A 23,154-nucleotide genomic window follows, 5' to 3' on the forward strand; every position below is an offset into this window, starting at 1 on the left:
GACCAGCTCAAGGAAGGGCAGGTTCTTGTGGGAGATATGGCTCAAAACCGTTCTCTCGGCAAGGGAAAGGCCAATCTCAGATGCCTCGTCGGCGTTGTTGTGGTACGGGTCGTCAAAGCCGGGCGGATAAGTGGCGTCAACTATCGCCAGTCTCAGCGGGGCCCTCTTTTCTAAAAACTCCCTCGTCTCCTCCGGAAGGCCCTTCGTGTCGTAGAGTAAAGCCACGCTCTTTCCATTTTCCTCTATCAGATACCCTAAGGTCTCGACCTGATGGTTGAGCCTTATGGGAGTGATTTTCAGAGTGTCAACCTTTAGAGTTTGGCCGGGCTTTATCACGTTGGGCCTAAGGTTCTTCGGGTCGTTGAGGATTAGGGCGTCGGCGTGCCCCTCGGGCGCGTAGAGCCTCGTCTCCCTCGCCATCCAGCGGAGCTTGTAGAGGCCGTAGATGTGGTCGTGGTGCCAGTGGGTCAGGAAAATTGCCTCTAAGGGGACGTTGAGGAAGTCCCTTATGTCAGTTCCCACATCGAAGAGAACCGCTTTCCTGTTCTCGGTGATTATCGCTAGAGTCGAGGGTCTCCTCTGCGCGAAGCCGAACTTTCTGGCCTCGTTGCAGGTCGAGCATGTGCAGAGGTGAGCCGGAATCCCCTCGCTCCCGCCGGTGCCGATGAGGTAGACTAACATGGACACCACCTGTTTTATGGCTGTAAAATAGTTTCGCTTAAAAAGCCTTCCCTCACCCGACCTTAACGGGGTTCACCTTTAGAAGCTCAACGCACCGCCTGAACTTAACCACAAACACTTTAACGCAACTCGGCTAATACCTTTCGATGAAGTTCATAGCGGATATGATGCTGGGAAGATTAGCGAGATGGTTGCGTCTCTACGGCTACGACACCCTCTACGGCATTGAGGACGACGGCGAGATAATCCGCGTTGCCCTAAGTGAGTACAGGATAATCCTGACTCGGGACTCAGGTTTAGCGGAGAGGGCTGAAAAGCTCGGCGTTAAAGTTTTCATCCTCTCATCGAACTCCCTTGAGGATCAGGTGAAGGAGCTAAAGAGCTTAGGCGTTGAGTTCGGGGAGCTCTTCCCGGCGAACGCCCGATGTCCAAAGTGCAACGGTCCGATAAGGCCTGTCCCGAAGGACACAGTTAAGGGAAAAGTTCCTCCGAAGGTTTACGAGAAGTACGATGAGTTCTACGTCTGCGAGAACTGTGGCCAAATCTACTGGCCCGGGAGGCAGTGGGAGGAGATGCTTAAAATGGACAGAAAGCTGAGGGGAGAGAAATGAACTGGGAGCAGTGGAAGCCGTTCTACCTGAGAATAGTCCGCGAGATGGGCTATTCTGTCGAGAAGGACAGGGAAGCTTCCCGTATCCTTCGAGCCCTCCTCCTCGAAAGCGATGACTACATTCTCAAGGAGGAGCTTGAAGCTGTGATAGGAAAGAAAGCCTACGTCTTCGGTGCTGGCCCGAGCCTTGAGGTGGCTTTGGAGGAGTTTGAGTTCTCGGACGGGACGCTTATCTCTGCCGACGGAGCCACTTCAGCACTTCTAGATGCCGGGATAGTTCCCGACGTAATTGTGACCGACCTTGACGGCAGGATTCCCGACCTCAAGATAGCGAACGACAGGGGGGCGTTCATGGTTATCCACGCCCACGGCGACAACGTTGACAAACTTACAGCTTACGTCCCGCTCTTCTCAAGGATTCTGGGGACGTGCCAGACGGAACCTCTCGACATCGTCTACAACTTCGGAGGTTTCACCGACGGGGATAGAGCCGTCTTTCTGGCTGAGGCTTTGGGGGCGAGGGATATAATCCTTGTAGGCTTCGATTTTGGAGAGACTGTTGGGAGGTGGAGCAAGCCCTTCCTGAGGGAACACTCCCCGGTATGGGAGAGCAAGAGGAAGAAGTTTGCCTTCGCCCGGGAGCTCCTCCAACGGCTGGAGAAAAACGGGAGGGCGAGGTTGAGGTACCTCAGGCCAGGTCTTTGAGCTTCCTGACCTTCCCGCCCTTTATCTCGACGTAGCCGAGCCTTTTGAGGAGCCTCAAAACCTCCTCAAGCGAGGCTTTTGAGTAGTTGATGACCAGCGTCCCCTTAGGGGTGGGGACTACTATTGGGGATGCCCTCATGAAGCCCCTGATGAGTTCCTCCTCGGGTATCTTTCTGGCTCCGATGGCTTTGAGTATCTCCTCCGCCAGAATGGCCCTTCCAACAAGGGCGAAGTAGACCTTCAGGAGCGTCTCCTCAGGGAAATACTTACTCGCGACCTTTCCGAGGGCGTTTATCTTCCCTATGTCCATCTCCAGTATCTCGAACTCGTATTCGATGAGGAGGTCTGCGAAGGCGAACTGCTTGACCTTCTCCTCAACCTTCTCCGGGTTGTGGACGAGGTTGAAGGGGAACTTGAACTCAAACCTCAGCTTTGAGATGTCGACCCCTTCCCTGAGCTTTATGTTTTCCCCGTCGTATTCAACTGCCCCCTGCCGGTAGAGCTGGTCGAGGATTTCCGCGACCCAGAGGCCTTCCTTGAGCATCTCATCGGCCTTCTCGCCGGCCTTCAGGTGTTCAATAATGTGGTTCAGGCTTTCCCTGAACGAGAGAAAGCCCTCCTTCAACGCCTCAACGTCGGCCCCTTCAAGCCCTGAAATCGTGTTCTCTATCTCCTCCAGAGTCCCCTCGACCATGTAACCCACGAAGCCCTCGAAGCCCGGGCGCTCGTGAAGCTCGAAGCGTATTCCCTCCCTTTTAAGCTCCTCGGTGAGTGCCTTTCTTACAGCCTCGCTCTTCGTGACGAGTCTCATCCTATCACCGCCCATTCTTAGGGGGCCGGCTTATAGCGTTTGCGGGAAAGTATTAAAAGGGGCCCGCGTAGCTATGCCGGGGATGGCGATGGGCGAGAAGCAGTACCTCCTTGACAGAACCCTTGAGTCATGGAAAGGCAAGAGGATAGCCGTCGGAATCGGGAGCGACGCGAGCTTTTCGGGAATCCTGGTGGACTTCGACGAGGAGGTCATACTCCTCAGGGATGTTACCGACTACGCCGGCAACAAGGCCAAGGAACTGATAGTTAAAATCGACGACCTCAACTGGATAACCCTCCTCTGAGGTGAGAGCATGCGCGCGGTGGCCTTTGTTGGCTACAAGAAGAGCGGGAAGACGACGACGGTTGAGGCCGTTGCTAAAGTCCTTAAGGAGAGGGGCTACCGCGTGGCCATAGCGAAGAGCATGCACGCGAGCTTTGACAGAGAAGGAAGCGACACCTGGCGCTTTTCCCGGGTGGCCGATTCGGTTCTTGTGAGGGCAAATGACACCGATGCCCTCCTCTTCAAGGCCAAAGACGTCAACGCCCTCTTTTCAATGGTTAACGCCGATTTCCTCCTCCTTGAGGGGTTTAAATCGGTAAAGCACGTCCCCAAAGTGATATGCGCGAGGAGCGAGGAGGAGGTGAGGGAGCTTAACGACGGCCTCGCCATAGCGGTGAGCGGGGTCATAGCCAGCAACGGTGTCGGGGAGATGGGGGGCCTGCCCGTGATAGACGCCACCAGAGAACCGGAAAGGCTGGCCGACCTCGTGGAAAAACGCGCCTTCATGTTGCCCAACATCGACTGCGGTCTCTGTGGCTTCAGCTGTGCAGAGATGGCGAGGCTGATAGTTAAGGGCGAGAAAACCCTGAAGGACTGCGTTGTGCTCAGCTCAAAGCCCAGGGTTACGGTTAAGATTGACGGCCAGGTTCTCCCGATGAAGGACTGGGTTCAGGAGCTCGTCGAGAAGACTGTGAAAGGCATGCTCTCGGCGATGAAGGGCTACCGCGAGGGGAAGAGGATTGAGATTGTGATAAGGGAGGAGTGACGTCCACCCTTAGCGTGAAATTCTGAACGTTACGGTGTACAAGAACAGGGACATTAGTAGTAGCCCAAGGAACGACTCAAGCGAGACCAGAAGTTGTGGGATATGAGTTGTGAGGTTAGGCTGAATGTTGGCATATCCAAGGCTTGTGAAAGTGATAACGCTGTGATAGAGGTAGTCTAACCAGTCCGCAGGTATGGACTTGCCGTTCACGACCTTCACTATCCCGTTGGTGAGCCTGAAGAGGAGCGTAAATATCAAAATCGTGAAGAGTGAGAACATCAGTGGTCTCTCTGGCTTTGTTCCGTATCCTGTTAAAACCTTTAGGACAAGCCAATCGTAGAGGTAAGCCCTGAGTTTGCTTTTCAATCCTTTTGTTAACCTCAACTTTCGCCTGACCTCATTTCTACGGTAGTGCATCTGGAGGGCTTCCTCAAGCTTGCCGTTCTGGAGGTAAAAGTAATAAAGCTTGTTATACACCTCGTAAGAAGCATTATAAAGTTCTTGTATTGTTCCAAAATTAGCCTCATATAAGATCTCTTCCTTATGTTTCTTGTATTCTTGTTGGAGTTTAATCTCAAGAAGTGTTGCCTTAGACATTGATTTTTTATTATTTTTCCTAAGATTAAAATGCTTTCTTAGTCTTATTCTTTTAGATTTCACGAACATGCTGGGCTCTTTCAGAAGTCCTTCTCTTCGATCAAATAATATAACCTTTTTTCCATCTGCCACATAGTATACATACCCTTCATTCATTAGGTCATTAGCTAGTTTTTTATCAATTCTTTTGAGTTTTTCAAAATCAATTAATTCGTTTCTCTTCAATAGCTCTGATGCTATTTCGTTTATGTCGGTGATAGGATCATCATTAAAAATGTGTGCATCTCTAAATGTTGGTGTTTGATCTACATATGACTTATAAAGATTTGAATACAATAACTCCGCCTCTGTAAGTTTAGTTTGAGAGTTCATTAATACAAAATAGAGATCCGCACCTTTAAGCTTTACATTTTCAAGATTGGCACTTTCTAAATTTGTTCCCCATAAATCAGCTTTTTCGAGAGTTGAATACTTAAGATTAGCTTTTTTAAGGTTTGTTTTTGTTAGGTTTGCGTTTTTAAGATTTGCTCTCATGAGGTCTGCACTTTGGAGGTCTACTTCTTTAAGTTCTGCATTTTTTAATTTTGCATTTCTAAGCATAGCTTGGCTAAGGTTGACTGAATTGAAATAAGTACTTTCAAAAATTGCAGATTCAAGATTGATTTTTTTAAGAATTACATGTTCTAACCTTGCTTTTTTAAAATTAACTATTGAAAGATTAGAGTTATCCTGGAAGTTTACCTTATCCAAGTGAGCATTTTCAAAAGTTGCACCTTTGAGACTAGTTCCTATAAAATCAACCTGAATAAGATTAGCATTTCTAAACTTTGCGCCTTCGAGCATTGAGTTTTCAAAAGTCACTCTTTTAAGTGTTGTATTCTCTAGCTCTGTCCCCCTAAGACTGCAATCCCTTAATGTTACATCTTTAATTTTAGCATTGTTAAGTTTTGTTAGATCAAAGGATATTTTTTGAAGTTTTAAATTTTCTAAAATTGCATCCTCAAGATTTGTCCAGTCTAGATTAGTATTTTCAAATTTTACATCTTTAATGACGGCATTTTTTAGTACTGCACCTTTAAGTCGAGCATTTCTAAGATTAACTCCGCTGAGATCTGAATCCTTGAGATTTGCCCATTGAAGCTTGGTATTTTCGAAATTTACCTTTTCAAGTTTTGAATTTTTTAGACTTACCCATCTAAGGTTAAGGTCTTTGAGATTGGCATATTTGAGGTATATTCCAAAAAGTTCATGCCTCTTCAACTCCTCAATCTGTTCCTTGGTTGGTCTTTTTCCATCCTCTGGTTTATGCCAGTAACAATACTCCTCCCCCGGTAAAGCTTCAAGGGGGCATTCCCAGAGCTTACCGTCAACTTCCATTTTAAATTTACACTTTGGCATCTATCTCACCAAGGATGGGAGTTAATACTAAACATTTAAAGCCTTGAATTTAAAATTTTTCCTCTAAGGAGTCATTGGGCAACTTGGTAAGCTCCAATTTTTATTTACCTTAACTTTATGCTGACCTCAACCTCCTCCACCTTTCCCTCCCTCAGAACGTACGCCCCGTAGTTGCCTCTCTCGTCAACTATCAGCCACACCACCGGCCAGAGTTCCATCCCCTTTAGGTCCCTCCCGCTTGGCCTTGGCGGGCACTTCAGGTGGGAGTGGAAGATTCCAACAACTTCGAGCCCCTTCTCCTCAGCCTCATCCAGTGCCTCGACCATCTCAACGGGCTCCATCTCAAAGGCGACCGGCGAGGCCAGGCGGTTCCTCACGAACCTGACTTCTCTGACCTCAACGTCCTCACCGGCAACACCAAAGAGGAAACCGCAGATTTCTTCCTTTGAGGTTCTGGCCCTTTCGATGACCATTCCAAGGTCTTCCTGCCGTATTATCAGCCTCATGGTTCAGGAATGGTCACGTTAAGCTTTTAAGGTTTTGTTGAGTAAGCGGGCTCTGTGGTGGCCCTATGAAGTGGGAGGTTACCCTTCACGGCGGGAAGCACCACGGGGAAAAGCTCATGATAGAGGCTGAAACCGTGGACGAGGCAAGACGCTTAGCGGTTGCCGAGATGAGGAGAAAGGACGCCAGGGTCTTTGAGATGGAGAAGGTTGAGTGATTGTTTCCGCTCTTTGTTCCAAACCCATTCATCGATGCACCTTTTCCTTAGCCGATTTCAGTTCATTGATGTCCATTTTGGGACAGCAACGTTTTTAAAGCTCTGCGAAAGGTGCATATCACTACTGGTGATATGGTGGTGGCCATGCTTGTCAGGATAGTTTACTACCTTGAGAACACCCTCCCAGAGGAGAGAATAGTCGTGACCAATGATATTGGGAAGGCTGAGAGGCTCGCCAGAAAGGAAAAGGAAAGGCTGGGCGCGAGGGAGTACGAACTTGAGTGGGTCGCCTGATTAGCTTTCCCCTTCTATTTCGATTATCTTGACGTTCACAGGGAGCTCGCCGAGTTCTTCGGCGACCCTCTCCGCTGCCCTGTTCGAGCGGGCGAGCATGACGAAGGCAACATCGCCCCTGTACCTAGCCTCCGTGAAGCTTATCACATCGCCTCTGGCTATGCCGTAGCCTATCGCTTTCCTGGCTTCATCCTCGTATTTTCCAACGAACTTCTCCGGCACGCTCACAAGGACGCCGTAAATCATTCAATCACCCCCTTTCGTTTTTAGAGCAAAGAGAAAGAGCAGGAGTCCTGCCCATGTAAGGGCGAAATAAAGGTTGAGGCTGAGGATATGAAGCGGGACGGCGCTCAGCATCAGAAGACCTCCCGCTATACCGTATCTTCCGAGGTTCTTTGAAACGCGGTAGATGAAGTAAACCGCAGTCATCTGGAGGGCGGTGAAGGTTAGGTAAACTGACCACCATATCTGGGGAGAAACCTGGAGGGGGGTTATTCCAAGAACCTTTGCCCAGCCGGAAATCCCGAGCAGTATCTTTGCCCCGTAGAGAGGGAAGGAAAGCCCCACGACGATGGCCGACCACAGCCATTCTTTCCTGAACTCCTCCCACTCTCCCGCGAGAAGGAAGAGGGGGACTATCGAGAGAGGGTAGAGGTACATCATCAGGAGAAGGGCGAGAAAAACCAGGGCCGGCCTCTTCATCGAACCACCCCCAGAGGGCAGAAAAGGGTAAAGGGGCATCAGCCCCTTGCCCCGCGCGAACTTTCGTTCGCTGGGTCACGCTCCGCGTGACTGCTTGAACTGCTCCTGCACCTTCCTGTAGTACTCCATCGTTTCTTTGCTCACGCTCGGGCCTATCTTCTTGAGGGCCTCCTCGAAGTCCTTCATGGTGACCTTGACCTTCTGCCTTATCTCGTCAGCCTTCATGCCGGGCCTTATGATGCCCTCCTGGAGCGCCCTTCTCATCGCGAGCATCGCTGCCTCTCTCACAACTGCCGCAATGTCTGCACCGGTGTAGCCCTCGGTCCTCTTCGCGAGCTCCTCAAGGTTCACATCTTCAGCCAGCGGAACCTTCCTGGTGTGCACCTTGAATATCTCAAGCCTCGCTTTCTCGTCCGGCGCTGGAACGAGGATGAGCCTGTCGAAGCGCCCGGGTCTAAGCAAGGCCGGATCAATGATGTCGGGCCTGTTCGTTGCGGCTATGACCACTACACCGCTGTTCTCCTGGATTCCGTCCATCTCGGTGAGGAGCTGGTTGATGAGCCTGTCGGTGACGCGGTTCACGTCGGTGCCCCTGCGCGGAGCGATGGCGTCAATCTCGTCGATGAAGACCACCGTCGGTGCTGCCTGCCTCGCCTTTCTGAATATCTCGCGGATGTTCTTCTCGCTCTCGCCAACCCACTTGCTCAACACCTCTGGGCCTCTGATGGCTATGAAGTTGGCCTCGCTCTCGGTTGCAACTGCCTTTGCTAGTAAAGTCTTACCCGTTCCCGGCGGGCCATAGAGGAGGATTCCCTTCGGCGGTGTGATGCCTAGCCCCATGAAGGCCTCCGGATACTTGAGTGGCCATTCGACTGCTTCCCTGAGTTCCTGCTTTACGTTCTCTAGTCCGCCTATGTCTTCCCAGTGGACGTTTGGAACCTCTATGAGGACTTCCCTGAGGGCTGAAGGCTCGACCATCTTTAACGCCTCGTAGAAGTCCCTTCTCGTGACCTTCAGCTCGTCCAGGACTTCCCTTGGTATGTGCTCCGCTTCGAAGTCTATCTTGCCCTCGTTTATGAGCCTCCTGAGGGCTGCCATAGCTGCTTCTCTAGCGAGCGCCGCTAAGTCAGCTCCCACGAAGCCGTGGGTCTTCTCGGCCAGCTCCTCAAGCAGGTCGTCGATAAGCTTGGCCTTGACCTCGTCGTAGAGCTTTTCGTCTACCTCCCTGAGGGCCCTCTTGATCTCCTCCTCGTCCTTGGCTTCCCTGACCTTCGGGAGGGCCTTCTCGACGGCTTCTCTGTAGGCGTCGTTCTGCTCAAGCTTTTCAAGTATCTCGATGACCTTGCTCTTCCTGAACTCGGGCTCGATGGGCATTCCTCTGGTGTGTATCTGGAGTATCTCCTTCCTTCCCTGCTTGTCCGGGACGCCGACCTCAATCTCCCTGTCAAACCTTCCCGGCCTCCTCAATGCCGGGTCAATCGCATCGGGCCTGTTGGTCGCGCCTATGACTATGACCTTTCCACGACTCTTCAAACCATCCATCAGCGTGAGTAGCTGTGAAACAACCCTCTTCTCGACCTCACCGCTGACTTCTTCTCTCTTGGGCGCGATGCTGTCGATTTCATCGATGAAGATTATCGCCGGCGCGTTCTCCTCGGCCTCCTTGAAGACCTCCCTAAGCCTCTCCTCGCTCTCACCGTAGTACTTGCTCATTATCTCCGGCCCGTTTATCGCTATGAAGTGGGCGTTGGCCTCGTTGGCAACGGCCTTCGCTAGCAGAGTCTTACCCGTTCCCGGCGGGCCGTAGAGGAGAACTCCCTTCGGCGGCTCAATTCCAAGCTTCTCGAATATCTCCGGGTGCTTGAGCGGGAGCTCAATCATCTCCCTGACCTTCTGGATGACGTCCTTGAGACCCCCAATGTCCTCGTAGGTGACGCCTAAAGCGGCTGTCTTGCTTACCTCCTTGACAGGCTTCTCGCTAACCTGGAAGTCCGTGAACTCGGTTATCTGAACTATCCCGGATGGCTGGGTGGCCGTAACCACGAAGGTCAGCTCCTGTCCGAGGATGCCTATCTTGATGTAGTCGCCCCTGACGACGGGCCTTCCTATGAGTCTCTCGTGGAACCACTCGACGAAGTCCCTGCCGAAGCGTATCGGCTCTGTTGGTGCCACTATAACCTTCTTGGCTTCCCTGACCTCGGCCTTCCTAACGGTTACCTCGTCTCCAAGGCCAACGCCGGCGTTCTTCCTGATCGTTCCGTCCATCCTGATTATTTCCAGCCCTTCGTCCTCTGGATAGGCCGGCCAGACCACCGCTGCGGTGTTCTTGGTGCCGATTATCTCAACGACGTCTCCCGTCTGGACGCCTATCTCTCTCATTGCCCTCCTGTCAATCCTTACAATCCCTCTCCCGACATCCCTCTGGTGAGCGGGAGCAACCTTCAACCTTATTTCCTTCCTCTCAGCCATTTTCAACCACCTCCAAACTTTTCATGATCGATTAGCGTGATTCGCTGATTTTAGCCAAAATTTCTGAAAAATCGAAAGGGCTCAGTATTCACTCAATCTTGACCTCGAAGCCCTCCTTCTCCGGCTTGCTGGGCCTCTTCTTGGGTATCTCTATCTCAAGGACGCCGTTGTTATAGCGGGCCTTCGCTTTCTCCGGGATGACCTCCTCTGGAAGCCTTATGACCCTTCTGTAACCGCTGTAGTAGCGCTCGATCCTTATTGCCCCTTCCCTCTCAAGCTCCTTCTCGCGCCTTACCTGGGCCTCGATGTAGACGGTGTCCTCGGTAACGCGGAGCTTTATGTCCTCCTTCCTGACTCCCGGAAGCTCGACGGTGATGACGAAGCGGTCTCCTTTGTCGAAGATGTCGGCGAAGGGCTCCCTCCAGGTCTCGCGGAACTCAAAGCGCTCCTCCGGCTCGCGCCAGCTCCAGATTCTCGGCCCGCGCATGAAGTCCCTGAATATGGCGTCAATCTCCTCCTGTATCTCCCTCATAAGGTCGAAGGGGTCCCAGTAGCGGTCCCTCCTCCAGACCATCGGCACCACCTCCCGGTGCCTTTTTGATTACCAGTAGTTACTAAAAAGAGAAGCCTTTATAAACTTTTCGATTTTAGTTAGGGGAGGTAAGTTTAAGAGAAGAAGTGTGGAGAGAAGGGAAGGGAGGCCCTTGGGCATCACCTCCGCAGGGTTCTTGGAAAGGCCCCTGAAGCCATCCAGCCCGGGATCCCTGCCACGAGCCCGCAACTTACTCGGGAATATATTGGAATTTCCGAAGATTCCTGCAAATTAATAGGAGTTCTTCGAATATATTAAGGTTTCGGTTCAGAGTTTGAACCCGCGATGAGTGAAGTCTATAAAAGCCATTAACTTTTGATGAACAGGCGAACTTCATGGTTCTATTATGTCATTCTGCCCAACGGCTGTGGCCTCGTATCCGAGTCCCCTCAGTATCCCCGCGAACTCACCGGCGAAGCCGTAAACGGTAAAGACCTTCTCGGGCCGAACCTTTTCCACTATTCTCACTAGCTCCCAGAAGTCGGCGTGGTTGCTCAGCTTAAGCCTTCCGAAACCTGAAACGGTAAGCTCCCACGGTGAGAGCGAGTCCTCAACCCTCGGCGAGCGGTAGGAACGCAGAACAACCTCTCCATCCCTCTCGATGTTTTTGAAGGTAACACCGAACTTGGAGTAAACCCTCGCCACCTTCAGCATTGTCCTGCTCGGCCTAACCGTGTAGCCGTGAAGCTCAAGTATCTTCATGACTTCCTGGGCCTTCCCGGTCTGGTTCACGTAGAGGACCGGCCTCTTTCTCCTGTCTAGGGCTTCCTCCACGAAGGCTATTAGCTTCTTCTCCGCCTCCCTCGGCGAGGGAAAGGTGAAGCTCGGAACCCCAAAGGTCGCCTCGATTATCAGAAAGTCCGCCTTCGGAAAACGGCTCTTCTCAGCTGTTCTGAGCTTGAACCACTTGGTGTCGCCGGTGTAGAAGAGCGTCCCGGTATCGAGCCAGAGTTTTATTCCGGCTGAGCCGAGCATGTGGCCGGCCGGGTAGAGCTTTGCCTTGAAGTCTCCAATGTAGAACCTCTCCCCGAAATCAACCTCCTTGTAAAAGCCGCCTTTCCTCAGGTGGCTGAGGTACTTTGTTGCCTTTGTCGCAAAGATAATTTCACCGCTTACGAAGTGATCGCTGTGGGCGTGGCTCTGGAAGGTGAAGCGAGCGGAGCTGTCGAGGCCTACTTTCCCGATTATCATTGTTATTGATTCCACTCCCCCCAATATTAACCTTCCCGCCCGAAATCCTTAACTACATTCATTTCGATAGAATTCTGGGTGTTGAGATGGAGACCTACGTTATCGAGACGGGGGAACTCACCAAGTTCTTCGGCAAGAGAAACGTCGTCTACCATCTGAATCTCAAAGTGCCTAAGGGTGCTGTCTACGGCTTCCTCGGTCCGAACGGAGCGGGAAAGACGACTACAATTAAGATGCTCACAGGCGCTCTAAAACCCACCTACGGCGAAATAAGGATTTTCGGCATGGAGATGCCTCGCGAAAGGGTTAAAATCATGAGAAAAATCGGCTACATGCCGGAAAAGTCCATAGCCTACGATGATATGACGGTCTTCGAGTTTCTAACCTACATGGGGCGCCTTCTCGGACTCAAAAAGGAAGAGGCAATAAAGCAGGCCAGGGAGCTCATGGCGTACACGGGGGTTGGAAAGCTGGCCTTTCACAGGATGAAGGAGCTTTCCAGCGGGCAGAGGCAAAGAACGATATTCGCGGCTTCCCTCCTTGGGAATCCCGAGCTCCTCATTTTGGACGAGCCGACGAGCAATCTCGACCCGGTCGGGAGGATGGAGTTCATAGGGAAGGTTCTTGAACTGGCCAAGTCCGGAAAAACAATATTCATAAGCTCTCATATTGTGAGCGAGATAGAGCGAACCTGCAACTACGTCGGGCTCATAAAGGACGGCCAGCTCATCGAGCAGGGCCGCGTGAGGGAGCTCGTGAGCGTGGAGAGCAACGACTACGACATCATGGTCTCGGACAACTCAAGGCTCATTGACTTCCTCAGGGACAAGATCTACGTCAGAGAAGTTTGGGAGGAGGAAGGCGTGGTCAGGGTCAGGCTCGACGAGAGGTTCTTGGAGAGATTTTTCCTCGAAGTTCCCCAGTTCATAGCTGGCGAAAAGCTTGCCCTCAAACTCTTCAAACCCCACACCAGTCCCCTCGAAAGGATTCTCATGAAGCGCTTCAACGGGGGGTGGAAGGAATGAATCCGAGAACCGGGTTTAAATTCGATAGGCTGTTCTTGTCCCCGCTGTGGGTCATCTTTTCCACTGAAAGCATAAAACTGCTCCGTTCGAGGAAGTTCAAGGTTCTTCTAGCTATAACACTGTTCCCGTCGGTGATTTATCTCCTCAGCCCTAATCCAATCGGAAGCGGAGTGGAAGGCATGAGAAAGGCCTTCCAAGCACTGATGCTCGACCTGCTCCCCAACTACTGGCTCGGGATAATTGGCCAGCTTATAGTCATAATCCTTATGAGCGACCTCCTTGCCGGAGAGATAGACAGGGGGACGATAAGGCTCCTAATCGCGAAGCCCCTCCGCCTTTCGGAGCTCGTGGCGGCCAAGTTCCTAGCTGGATTAAGTACTTTGGTGCTCCTGTTTGGCATTCCCTACGTGGTGATATGGCTCTACAACCCCGTCGTTTACGGAACGGGAGTTAACGGGCTCGGAGAGGGCTTTGGCGATTTTCTCTACGTCCTAGGTGTGACCGTTCTTCTGGTGGCCAGCATAGGGGCCCTTTCGATGCTCCTGTCAGTGGTCATAAGCCGCCCCCTCTACGCTTCCCTCGCTACCTTCGGTCTGCTCTTCCTGCTCCAGTTCCTCATACCCCAGATTCCGTACATCAGCAACCCTGAAAGCTACACCCTTGGTTACAGGGCGGTTCTCCTCCTCAAGAGTAGCTTCCACGAAGTTGACCTGTCTGGATTTCAGGGAAGCTCTGAATACACGGCTTTCTTTTTCATATTCTTGACAGTCCTCTTGTTGGTGCTAACGTGGGTCGCCCTAGAAAGGAGGGAGTTCCCTGACTGATGGATGTTTTATCCAATGCCAAGGGAGAGCTTGAGCTATGTAAAAGGTTTTTATACTTCGGTGCCCAATTAGGGGCAGGTGATCAGGAATGACCTTCGATAAGGATAAGCTCGCCAAGATTCGCGAGGAGGAGAAGCGCTGGGAGGAGACCACGGTTAAGAAGTTCATCGAGAAGAGGCCCGAGAGAAAGGAGAAGTTCATGACCGATGACGGATTCGAGATTAAGAGGCTCTACACTCCCGCTGACCTCGGCGAGGACTGGGACTACCTCGAAAAGCTCGGCTTTCCCGGAGAATACCCCTTCACGCGCGGTGTTTACGCCACCATGTATCGCGGTCGCTTCTGGACGATGAGGCAGTATGCCGGCTACGCAACAGCTGAAGAGAGCAACAAGCGCTACAAGTACCTTCTCAGTCAGGGGCAGACGGGTTTGAGCGTTGCCTTCGATTTGCCGACCCAGCTCGGCTACGACAGCGACCACCCGATGGCTGAGGGTGAGGTTGGTAAGGTCGGAGTTGCCATTGATTCCCTCTGGGACATGGAAATACTCTTCGATGGAATCCCGCTCGACAAGGTCTCCACAAGCATGACGATAAACTCCACCGCTGCAAACCTTCTCGCCATGTACATTCTCGTTGCCGAAAAGCAGGGCGTAACCCAGGACAAGCTCCGCGGAACCGTTCAGAACGACATCCTCAAGGAGTACATCGCGAGGGGAACCTACATATTCCCGCCCCAGCCGAGCATGCGCCTTACAACCGACATCATAATGTACTGCGCCGAGAACATTCCAAAGTGGAACTCCATAAGCATAAGCGGTTACCACATTAGAGAAGCTGGAGCAAACGCCGTCCAGGAGGTCGCTTTCACCCTCGCCGACGGAATAGAGTACGTTAAGGCCGTCATCGAGAGGGGAATGGACGTTGACAAGTTCGCGGGAAGGCTGAGCTTCTTCTTCAACGCCCACAACAACTTCCTTGAGGAGATAGCCAAGTTTAGAGCAGCAAGGAGGCTCTGGGCGTATATAATGAAGGAGTGGTTCCACGCCAAGAACCCGCGTTCCATGATGCTCCGCTTCCACACCCAAACAGCGGGTTCAACTCTGACAGCCCAGCAGCCCGAGAACAACATCGTTCGCGTTGCCATACAGGCTTTGGCTGCCGTCCTCGGCGGAACCCAGAGCCTGCATACCAACAGCTATGACGAAGCTTTGAGCCTTCCAACGGAGAAGAGCGTCAGGATAGCCCTCAGAACCCAGCAGATTATAGCCTACGAGAGCGGTGTCGTTGATACCGTCGACCCGCTCGGGGGAAGCTACTACATCGAGTGGCTCACCGACCACATCTACGAGGAGGCTCTGAAGTACATCGAGAAGATTCAGAAGATGGGCGGAATGATGCGCGCCATAGAGCGCGGCTACATCCAGAAGGAGATTGCAGATGCAGCCTACAAGTACCAGAAAGAAATCGAGGAGGGGAAGAGGATCATCGTCGGCGTCAACAAGTTCCAGACGGACGAGCCGATAGAGGTCGAGATACTCAAGGTTGACCCGAGCATAAGGGAGAAGCAGATAGCGAGGCTCAAGAAGCTGAGGAGCGAGCGCGACAGCAAGAAGGTCGAGGAAGCCCTCGACAGGCTGAGGAAGGCAGCGGAAACCGAGGACGAGAACCTGATGCCCTACATCATTGAGGCCCACCGCCATCTGGCTACCCTCGGGGAGGTTACCGACGTCTTAAGGGAGATATGGGGCGAGTACCGCGCTCCCCTGATATTCTGAGCCTTCTTTCCTTCTGGTTTATGTTTTTCATTATCCGAATTGGTTCCCCGTGGTCGGTTTTTAACATTCGATGTTAAGTGCCTTTATTTCCCGGCAACGTTTTTAAGTCCCATCTCGTACTGGAACTATAAGATGCTTCATGCCCATGTGGAGGTCACGTTGTGTTAAATCAACGCTCCAACGAGGCTGGAGATGATATGATGAGGAACGTCGTTCCCCTAGTTTTCGTCGCCGTCATGTTGCTTGCCCTTCCAGTTTCCGCAACCTACTACGTGAAGGAACCAAGTCCGCTCTATGAAGTAAAGTACACGGTGCTCTCCAATGGAACGGAGGCGTTGGTTCATCTGGGAATCCTCCAGTGGGGAATTGACTGTGGTATGACTGACTGCCGGTCAGCTGTTTTTGGTGCCGAGGAGTTCCTGCTTTACTTCAACGGCTCTCGCCTCTACCTCCTCAACTTCACGCCCGTCCTAGCTCTTTCCCCCGCGGAGATAATTTACAAGGGGGCAACTTTCTTCAACGGGAGCTGGTACGTGGAAGTCGAGTACTACCCGCAAACCTGCTCAACTCTCGTTGACAGGTTCTACAGACTCGACACTGAGCACTTCTGTGTTGAACCAATCAACGTTAACTGGTTCTGGCTTCCAAAGGGAAAAGTTAGCGACTCCATAAACGGCTGGCGGATTGAACTGCAGTCCCTCGGTCCCGGTGAGTGGGGTTATGCCAACGTGAGCGACCTCTGGATTGCATTGAGCGAAAGCGCGAGCAAGTGGTTCTCTGGCCCGATAACCGTTCCGAAATCGAGCGTTTTCCCGGTTTACTTCACCCTCGAAAGGGGCGATCTAAAGAGAAACGTTACCCTCGTGTATTTAAACACCACAAACAACTCCAAGGGCCTTGTACAGGGCTTTTGGTTTCCAAGTAAGATTAAAATCGTCAACGTGACGGTCTGCAGAGACGTTGGCGTCCGGTTTCCCCTCACGGTGGTCAAGGTGGACGGGGTTTGGAAGGGAAACGAGGGCGCTCTCATCGTGATTGACTACGAGTACCTCAGCCCCGGAATGTGTCCCGAGGAAAACCCGCTCAACTGCACCCTCATTCCGGACATGGTTGCCTACTACCTGTTCTACGTCTCTTCCAGCGGGCCGTATTTCCTCGGGGCCTACCCCGAAGAGCCCGCGGTGAGGTTTGAGAACAACGTCTGGAGGCTCAAGCTCCACCTCTGGAACGGTAGCGTCGAAAATGCGACCTTCAATCCCTCCTGCCTCAACGCCTCGAACGTGAGCCCCGTTAAACTGCCGAACGTCTCTCTCAGCTGGAAAACGGTGGATGCGGGGAGACTCGCGATACGGTATCCGGTAGAGTTCCTGGGTTTCTCAGGCAATCATACCGTTGTTATCACGAACTCCATGGTGAAAAAAGTCCTTCCGTACGTTCCCTTTACCGTTGGCATAAACGGAAAGTTCTACCCTCTGTTCAGGCCCTCAAACGGTACGCTCCAGCCGGTTCCTCAAGAGGTTAATCCTGACCTTAGCTGTTTTCCAACCGAATCAAAGCCCGGGAAAAATAAGGGAATCTGCGGACCCGGAGTGTTTCTGCTTCTGACCGTCATCAGTTCCTTGTTTTTATTTGGGAAGTTTGAGGGGTGATGTCATGTGAGGAGGGGTCTCGGATTAATCCTTCCGGCACTTCTGTTGCTCTCCATCCTCCCTCCTTCAGGCGCATCCTCTATCAGTTCACCGGCCTACGTGGTCCCGGCGTTTCCCGTGATGTTCCACCTCCGGCTCACGAGCAATGGGAGCATGGCGTTTGCTTTCATCGAAGCAGATGCATATGGGAAGTACGTTGAGTACATGTGCCCCATAGACTACCCCGACAGCGATTTTGAATGCCACGAGGTCAGCAAATCCGACTACCTGCTCGTTGAGCTCGGAAACAGTGCTGAACTAATTGACGTTAGCGGGCTCGTGCTAAGACCCCAGAAGGGTTCTGGGGGACCAATAGCTCTCTACCCATCCTTCGCACCCTTTGGTGGAAGATGGTTCCTCGTCCACAACCGCACCGTCCGGGAGTACTACCCCATTCAAAACCGCTTCGGTTCTCCTGTAAACGTTTCAACGATTACGGCTTGGACTCTTACGAACCTCTGGCGGGTCATGTCGGTTCCTCCAGAAATCTCAAACGGCTCGCTGGTCTTTACTTTCCCCTACAACGGCACCTACAGGGTTTCCCTCAACCTTTTCAGATCCTACCTCGAACCCCTCGCCTTCAATGCCTCCAGGAGTATGAGCGAACGGGAGTTCATCACCCATCTCAGGGCGATTCCCTTCGGAGGTGGTTTGCTAATCTACCTGCCTACCTATGGTGTATCGCTCTGCGGGAACGGCAGTCTCGTGGTTAAGAACCAGCTGAACCCCTACGTTCCCTACAGATGGGTTTACTACCGGGCCGGAGAGTTCCCGAAACATGCTTTTCCCCTCGTCTTCTACTACAAAGATGGCCACCTGAGACCCGTCCTGAGGGTTGTTCCCTACGGAAACAGCCTTGCCATCGATGTTTCAAAGACTGCATCCTTTAGAGTTGGCGGTAGCTCCTCCGCGCCGAGGGTGGATGTCCCGAGGAGGGCACTTTACGTTGGTGAAGTGGATATTGACACCGCTTATCCACCTACCAACGTTACCTTCGTGAGGGTATTAATACTCTCCCCTGGCTTGGCCAGACGGAAACTCTTAGGAGAGGTTGTCAACGGCAGGTCTCTTCTCTACCTCAACCTGCCCTTCGAAGGTCAGTTCTACTACTCCAAGGGCCACTGGTTCTATTATTGTACGTCATGTACCCCCAAGCGGTACTACCTCTACGACTGGAGGGATCATGCCTTAATCGAAGGGAACTTCTCCCCCGACGCAAAATACGTAGGCAAGGTTCCTCCCGGCCTATGGAACGCCACGGGCGTTGATTTTATGTTCAATGACAACCGCATAGACCTTTTCCTCGTTCCTCTCTCCAACTTTTCAAGGTGTCTACCAGACAGCAGACCCGTGGCTATGAAGCTTAAGGAGATGGGAATCGGAAACGGTTTTCTCCTATACTTCCCGCGCTACACCACAGGAATTTCTTTGGCTGGAATGGAGTGGGCTATTGTGTCCGACACTGGAGATGACGTTGGCGTCATGGTCTCTGGAAAGCTTCCCTGTCCGCTCTTTTACTACGCCAACGGCAGTATAAAGTTCTTTATGAGATTGACCCTTGCCAACGTCACCATCCCGGTCGGGAGCTGGATGCTGACGCTCTCTTATCCCTACATCAACGCCACGCCAATGGTCAACGTCTCGGTGGTCTCGCTCGGACAGATTGAGAGGAACGGAACCAGTTCAACAACAAGATCGGAACAAATCAACTCGACTGTAGTCAATGTTACGGAGATGGGACAGAGGGAAGGTTCAAGTATCTGTGGGTCGGGATTTCTTCTGCTCCTAATCGTCTCGTTTCTATTCTCTCGAATATTCATTCGGAGATGACCTTTTCAAATTCGCGATTTTTCCAATTTTTCTTGAAAAACCTTCGAAAGAGCCCATCTTCATCCGACCACCATGGAAGGGTTTTTAAACCGTTAGCCTGAGCGTCCCGTGGTGATGGGGGTGAAGTTCAGGGGCAAAGCCTTCGGCAACACCGTGAGGATTGAGTTTGATATACTCACCCTCGGCGAGCTTAAGATAAAGGACCTGCGAGACTTTGATGTTGATTCCCTCAGGATAGAGCTCAAGCCGACTTCATCCGGTATAAGGATCATCGGTATATGGGAGGGGCCTGTGGAGAGAGCCGGCGAGGGCATAAAGAAGGCCCTTGAGGAGAGCTACAAGCTCCGCGAGAGAGTTCTGAACAGGATAAGGAGCAAAACGGAGGCAATACGCTCTACCATGCTCCAGCTCGGCTTCAAGGAGAGCGTTGAAGGCTACGGGAGTGCCCTGCGCTTCACCAAGAAGGTCGGCCCCTACGAGATAGTCGTGGTCGCTTCAACGACCGACGACGTTGTCCGCGTTGAGGTCTACGGCAACGAGGGAAAGGTCCTCAGCCCTGAACTTGAGAGCATATTCGAGGACGTTGAGGTCGAGGAGCTTGAGATTTACGACTTCGACGATGGGAAAGAGGAGAGGCTCGTGATAAACCTTGAGATACCGAGGAATGACGAGGGGCCGGAGAGGAAGATAGCAGAGGCCATAAAGATGATAGAGAACATGCTGATGGCTTGAGTTCAACGGTTCCAGTTAAAGCAAAGCCTTTTTAATTCAATGTTTTCACAGGCAAATGGTGATGCAATGTTCAGGCTCACCGACTTCGACTTCTCCAATCGAACCGTCTTCCTGAGGGTTGACCTCAACTCACCGGTCGAGAACGGCAGGATAACCAGCGACGCCCGCTTCCGGGCGGTTCTTCCGACGATCAAATACCTCCTCGACAGCGGCGCGAAGCTCGTCATAGCCACCCACCAGAGCAGGCCCTACAAGGGGGACTACATAACCACCGAGGAGCACGCGGAGATACTGAGCGGTCTCCTTAATCAGGAAGTCGAGTACGTCGAGGACATCTTTGGAAGGCTCGCGAGGGAGAAAATAAGCTCGCTCAAAACTGGAGAGGCGATAATGCTGGAAAACCTCCGCTTCTCGGCTGAGGAAGTCTTCTACAAGCCACTTGGGGACTGCGAGAGGACTTTCTTCGTGAGAAAACTCGCGCCCCTCATAGACTACGTCGTCAACGACGCCTTCGCGGCATCTCACCGCTCACAGCCCTCTCTCGTCGGCTTTGCACGCTTGAAGCCGATGGCGATGGGTTTTCTGATGGAGAAGGAGGTCAGCGCTTTAACGAGGGCCTACGAGCGCGGGGAAAGCCCGAGGGTTTACGTTCTCGGCGGGGCGAAGGTCGAGGACTCGCTGAGGGTAGTTGAGAACGTCCTGAGGAAGGAAAAGGCCGACTTAATCCTCACCGGCGGCCTCGTCGGTCAGGTCTTCACCCTTGCGAAGGGCTTCAACCTCGGCGATGCGAACATCGAGTTCATGGCTAAAAAGGGCCTCCTTGGGCTCGTTGACTGGGCCGAGAGGATACTCGACGAGTTCTATCCTATGATAAGAACCCCCGTTGACTTCGCGGTTGACTACAGGGGTGAAAGGCTTGAAATTGACCTCCTCAGCGACGAGAAGAAGCTCTTTGACGAGTACCCTATCCTCGACATAGGTTCGAGAACTGTCGAGAAGTACCGCGGGATACTCCTAAACGCCGGAACAATTGTAGCCAACGGCCCAATGGGGGTCTTTGAGAGGGAGGAGTTCGCCCTCGGGACGGTGGGGGTCTTTAAAGCTATTGGCGAGAGCAAAGCTTTCAGCGTCGTCGGAGGGGGCCACAGCATAGCGAGCATCTACAGGTACAACATAACCGGGATAAGCCACATCTCCACCGGCGGAGGGGCAATGCTCAGCTTCTTCGCGGGTGAAAAGCTTCCAGTCCTTGAGGCCTTCAGGATAAGTTACGAGAGATTTAAAGGAGAACTCAGTCGATAGTTGCCTTCCTGAACTCAAGGGAGGCGAGGCCGGCCAGCAAACCCGCCAGGAGGGTCAGGATTAGCCAGTCGGTGGTAACGCTGAAGGTTGGCGCGAGCCCCGTTAGGTAGTAGCGTGAGCCATCAACCGCGTATGTCAGGGAGTTTATCATGGCCAGCAACTTCATCCACCCGGGCATCGTCTCAATTGGGTAGAAGGCTCCGCTGAGGAACGTCATCGGGAGCATTATCATCATGATGACCATCTGGAAGCCCTCCATACTGGTCATTCTCAGCGCTATTGCCACCCCCATGCCCGCTATAGCTATTCCGACGAGGAAGCTCAACCCGATGGCCGGGAGAATTCCAGAGACCCTCAGGTTGGCCAGAGCAAAGCTCAGGAAGAGTATTATGAGGCCCTGAATCAGTGCCATTATCGCTCCCCCGGTTATTCTCCCGAGTATGGCCTCGGTTCTGCTGGCCGGCGCGACGAGAATCTCCTTCAGAAAGCCGAACTGCTTGTCCCAGATTATCGTTATCCCCTGCATGAAGCTCATGTTGAATACGGTCATGGCCACTATCCCTGGCACTAGGTAGGTCACGTAGTCCGTGCCAAAAAGTAGCAGGGCAACGCTCCCCTTGAAAAGACCGCTCCATCCGAGTCCGAAGAAGATGAGCCAGATGAGTGGGTTGATGATACTGCCAAAGACCCTCGCGCGCGAATGGGAAAAGCGCTTCAGCTCGCGGTAGACCATGGTTGTGAAGACCCTCATTCAGTCACCTCCTCCCGAACAGGCGCATCCTCTTCCTCATCCTCTCCCTAACGGCCTCCCTTTCGTCCGCTTCGTCCCGTATCTCCCTGCCCGTCAGGTAGAGGAAAACGTCGTTAAGCGTCGGTCTGTGGTAGGTGACCTCAAGTATTCGGATGCCTCTCGTGGAGGTCAGTTCGAAGAGCTTTGGCAGGGCCTCCGAGGCGTTCTCAACCTCAAGGGCGAGCCGTCCATCCTTTAGGGTTCTGCAGTTCCTTATGAAGTCCCCTTCGATGCAGCTGGCCTTCCCCTCGGCCCTGAGGTAAATGACGTCCTTCCCCACGAGCCTTTTAAGTTCCTCTGGAGTCCCCTCGGCGATTATCCTTCCGTGGTCGATTATGGCTATCCTGTCCGCGAGCATTTCGGCCTCGTCCATGTAGTGGGTAGTCAGAAAAATCGTCATATCGTGCTCCTCCTTCATGGCCTCTATGTAGTCCCAGATGCGGGCCCTGGTCTGGGGGTCGAGGCCTATTGTGGGCTCATCAAGGAAGAGCACCTCCGGCTCGTGTAGGAGGGAGCGCGCTATCTCAAGCCTCCTCTGCATGCCACCGCTGAACGTCTTCACCTGTCTACCCCTGAACTCCCAGAGCTCAACGAACTTCAGGAGCTCCTCAATCTTCTCCCTCAGCTCGCTCCCGCCAAGACCGTATATCCTTCCATGGATGTACATGTTCTCGTAAGCTGTGAGTTCGCTGTCGAGGCTGGGGTCCTGAAAAACAATCCCGATTCTCTTCCTTACCTCGTTTGCCTCTTTCACTACGTCGTGGCCCGCTACACTGGCCCTGCCCGCGGTGGGTCTCAGAAGGGTCGTCAGAACGTGGACGGTGGTTGTCTTTCCAGCCCCGTTAGGCCCGAGAAAGGCGAAGATTTCGCCCCTCTTCACCCTAAAGGAGATCCCTCCAACGGCCTCGAAGTCGCCGTAGCGCTTCACGAGGTTCTCAACTTCAATCGCCCACTCCACCGTCACCACCAAGGAAGTTGTTCCTTTTAAACCTCTCAACGTGCTCCTTCCGGAAAACAAAGCTAAGGCCATACCTCTTCTTGAAGGGCAACGCCAAGGCGCTCTTGATGAAGGTCAGGGCGGGATGCCTTACCGGGCTTTCGGCGGGTCTCAGCGCCCCTGTCGGGCAGGCCTGAACGCAGATGTAGCACCTCCTGCAGGCTTCCGGGTTCTTCATGAAGGGCCTGAGGCGAACCCTGTATCCAACCCCGAAGAGGCTCACCCTCATCGGGACGACTTCCCATATCTCCTCGCTGAAAGGACATGCTGAAATGCACTCGTCGCCCCCGCCACATATCGGGTAGTGTATGACCAGCGGGGAGGTGTCCTTCATTCTTTCGTAGTAGTCCTTCCAGTCCGGGACTTCCAT

At 52.7% G+C, this 23,154-nt stretch carries 25 protein-coding genes; 13 read left to right on the top strand and 12 right to left on the bottom strand.

The window, feature by feature from the left end; translation table 11 throughout:
• Positions 1-681, bottom strand: a 681-nt coding sequence (locus tag MVC73_RS06555; RefSeq protein WP_297508836.1) for an MBL fold metallo-hydrolase, incomplete at its 3' end; no start/stop codon positions are given.
• A gap of 146 nt (positions 682-827) precedes the next feature.
• Here MVC73_RS06555 and MVC73_RS06560 point away from each other — a divergent pair.
• Both MVC73_RS06560 and MVC73_RS06565 read left to right on the top strand, forming a co-directional pair.
• The gene (locus MVC73_RS06560; protein WP_297508622.1) at positions 828-1,292 is read left to right on the top strand and encodes a Mut7-C RNAse domain-containing protein; all 465 of its coding nucleotides are present in this window, start codon (positions 828-830) and stop codon (positions 1,290-1,292) included.
• The gene (locus MVC73_RS06565) at positions 1,289-1,996 is read left to right on the top strand and encodes a 6-hydroxymethylpterin diphosphokinase MptE-like protein (protein WP_297508625.1); all 708 of its coding nucleotides are present in this window, start codon (positions 1,289-1,291) and stop codon (positions 1,994-1,996) included. The genes MVC73_RS06560 and MVC73_RS06565 overlap by 4 nt, the downstream gene beginning before the upstream one ends.
• On the opposite strand, the gene MVC73_RS06570 is transcribed toward MVC73_RS06565, so the two are convergent.
• Complete coding sequence (locus MVC73_RS06570; RefSeq protein ID WP_297508628.1) at positions 1,980-2,807, bottom strand: hypothetical protein; 828 nt, start codon at positions 2,805-2,807, stop codon at positions 1,980-1,982. The genes MVC73_RS06565 and MVC73_RS06570 overlap by 17 nt on opposite strands.
• 88 nt (positions 2,808-2,895) lie before the next feature.
• Between MVC73_RS06570 and MVC73_RS06575 the strand changes: the two genes are divergently transcribed.
• On the top strand, positions 2,896-3,111 hold the full coding sequence (locus MVC73_RS06575; RefSeq protein ID WP_297508839.1) for an LSm family protein: 216 nt from the start codon (positions 2,896-2,898) through the stop codon (positions 3,109-3,111).
• Positions 3,112-3,120: 9 nt separating this feature from the next.
• Positions 3,121-3,855: a molybdopterin-guanine dinucleotide biosynthesis protein B gene (gene mobB, locus MVC73_RS06580; protein ID WP_297508631.1), complete on the top strand. Its 735-nt coding sequence runs from the start codon at positions 3,121-3,123 to the stop codon at positions 3,853-3,855.
• A 9-nt stretch (positions 3,856-3,864) separates the two neighbouring features.
• Here the strand turns inward: mobB and MVC73_RS06585 are convergent, their stop codons facing one another.
• Both MVC73_RS06585 and MVC73_RS06590 read right to left on the bottom strand, forming a co-directional pair.
• Positions 3,865-5,850, bottom strand: coding sequence for a pentapeptide repeat-containing protein (locus MVC73_RS06585; RefSeq protein WP_297508633.1), 1,986 nt, complete (start codon positions 5,848-5,850; stop codon positions 3,865-3,867).
• 104 nt (positions 5,851-5,954) lie between these two features.
• Positions 5,955-6,356 carry a M67 family metallopeptidase gene (locus MVC73_RS06590; RefSeq protein ID WP_297508634.1) on the bottom strand — a complete coding sequence of 134 codons (402 nt, stop codon included), beginning with the start codon at positions 6,354-6,356 and terminating at the stop codon, positions 5,955-5,957.
• A gap of 65 nt (positions 6,357-6,421) precedes the next feature.
• On the opposite strand from MVC73_RS06590, the gene MVC73_RS06595 reads away from it, so the two are divergent.
• Positions 6,422-6,571, top strand: a complete 150-nt coding sequence (locus MVC73_RS06595; protein WP_297508636.1) for a hypothetical protein — start codon at positions 6,422-6,424, stop codon at positions 6,569-6,571.
• A 135-nt stretch (positions 6,572-6,706) separates the two neighbouring features.
• On the top strand, positions 6,707-6,865 hold the full coding sequence (locus MVC73_RS06600) for a hypothetical protein (protein WP_297508892.1): 159 nt from the start codon (positions 6,707-6,709) through the stop codon (positions 6,863-6,865).
• Here MVC73_RS06600 and MVC73_RS06605 read toward each other — a convergent pair whose 3' ends face one another.
• The 5 genes from MVC73_RS06605 to MVC73_RS06625 form a co-directional block, all read right to left on the bottom strand.
• Positions 6,866-7,111: a hypothetical protein gene (locus MVC73_RS06605; protein ID WP_297508639.1), complete on the bottom strand. Its 246-nt coding sequence runs from the start codon at positions 7,109-7,111 to the stop codon at positions 6,866-6,868. It abuts the gene before it with no gap.
• Positions 7,112-7,567 (bottom strand): transposase, encoded by a 456-nt coding sequence (locus MVC73_RS06610; protein WP_297508642.1) that lies wholly within the window; start codon positions 7,565-7,567, stop codon positions 7,112-7,114.
• 75 nt (positions 7,568-7,642) lie between these two features.
• Positions 7,643-10,036, bottom strand: coding sequence for a CDC48 family AAA ATPase (locus MVC73_RS06615; RefSeq protein WP_297508645.1), 2,394 nt, complete (start codon positions 10,034-10,036; stop codon positions 7,643-7,645).
• Between the two features lie 88 nt (positions 10,037-10,124).
• Entirely contained in the window at positions 10,125-10,610 is a 486-nt protein-coding gene (locus MVC73_RS06620; RefSeq protein ID WP_297508648.1) for an Hsp20/alpha crystallin family protein, read from the bottom strand.
• Between the two features lie 351 nt (positions 10,611-10,961).
• The gene (locus tag MVC73_RS06625; protein WP_297508651.1) at positions 10,962-11,819 is read right to left on the bottom strand and encodes an MBL fold metallo-hydrolase; all 858 of its coding nucleotides are present in this window, start codon (positions 11,817-11,819) and stop codon (positions 10,962-10,964) included.
• Positions 11,820-11,905: 86 nt separating this feature from the next.
• Between MVC73_RS06625 and MVC73_RS06630 the strand changes: the two genes are divergently transcribed.
• The 7 genes from MVC73_RS06630 to MVC73_RS06660 all read left to right on the top strand — a co-directional run bounded on the left by MVC73_RS06630 (position 11,906) and on the right by MVC73_RS06660 (position 20,997).
• Entirely contained in the window at positions 11,906-12,844 is a 939-nt protein-coding gene (locus MVC73_RS06630; RefSeq protein ID WP_297508654.1) for an ABC transporter ATP-binding protein, read from the top strand.
• Positions 12,841-13,668, top strand: coding sequence for an ABC transporter permease (locus MVC73_RS06635; RefSeq protein ID WP_297508657.1), 828 nt, complete (start codon positions 12,841-12,843; stop codon positions 13,666-13,668). Before MVC73_RS06630 ends, MVC73_RS06635 begins: the two co-directional genes overlap by 4 nt.
• Positions 13,669-13,756: 88 nt before the next feature.
• Complete coding sequence (locus MVC73_RS06640) at positions 13,757-15,445, top strand: methylmalonyl-CoA mutase family protein (protein ID WP_297508660.1); 1,689 nt, start codon at positions 13,757-13,759, stop codon at positions 15,443-15,445.
• 200 nt (positions 15,446-15,645) lie between these two features.
• Positions 15,646-17,094 carry a hypothetical protein gene (locus MVC73_RS06645; protein WP_297508663.1) on the top strand — a complete coding sequence of 483 codons (1,449 nt, stop codon included), beginning with the start codon at positions 15,646-15,648 and terminating at the stop codon, positions 17,092-17,094.
• A gap of 6 nt (positions 17,095-17,100) precedes the next feature.
• Positions 17,101-18,963 carry a hypothetical protein gene (locus MVC73_RS06650; protein WP_297508666.1) on the top strand — a complete coding sequence of 621 codons (1,863 nt, stop codon included), beginning with the start codon at positions 17,101-17,103 and terminating at the stop codon, positions 18,961-18,963.
• Positions 18,964-19,083: 120 nt separating this feature from the next.
• Complete coding sequence (locus tag MVC73_RS06655; RefSeq protein ID WP_297508842.1) at positions 19,084-19,695, top strand: hypothetical protein; 612 nt, start codon at positions 19,084-19,086, stop codon at positions 19,693-19,695.
• Between the two features lie 66 nt (positions 19,696-19,761).
• Positions 19,762-20,997, top strand: coding sequence for a phosphoglycerate kinase (locus MVC73_RS06660; protein WP_297508668.1), 1,236 nt, complete (start codon positions 19,762-19,764; stop codon positions 20,995-20,997).
• Here MVC73_RS06660 and MVC73_RS06665 read toward each other — a convergent pair.
• From MVC73_RS06665 to MVC73_RS06675, 3 genes are read right to left on the bottom strand one after another with little or no spacing between them, the layout of a single operon-like run.
• The gene (locus tag MVC73_RS06665) at positions 20,987-21,748 is read right to left on the bottom strand and encodes an ABC transporter permease (protein WP_297508671.1); all 762 of its coding nucleotides are present in this window, start codon (positions 21,746-21,748) and stop codon (positions 20,987-20,989) included. The genes MVC73_RS06660 and MVC73_RS06665 overlap by 11 nt on opposite strands.
• A 4-nt stretch (positions 21,749-21,752) precedes the next feature.
• Positions 21,753-22,745 (bottom strand): ATP-binding cassette domain-containing protein, encoded by a 993-nt coding sequence (locus MVC73_RS06670; RefSeq protein WP_297508675.1) that lies wholly within the window; start codon positions 22,743-22,745, stop codon positions 21,753-21,755.
• Positions 22,729-23,154 (bottom strand): ferredoxin family protein, encoded by a 426-nt coding sequence (locus tag MVC73_RS06675; protein ID WP_297508845.1) that lies wholly within the window; start codon positions 23,152-23,154, stop codon positions 22,729-22,731. Before MVC73_RS06675 ends, MVC73_RS06670 begins: the two co-directional genes overlap by 17 nt.

Source organism: Thermococcus sp., from assembly GCF_027052235.1.
GTDB lineage: Archaea > Methanobacteriota_B > Thermococci > Thermococcales > Thermococcaceae > Thermococcus.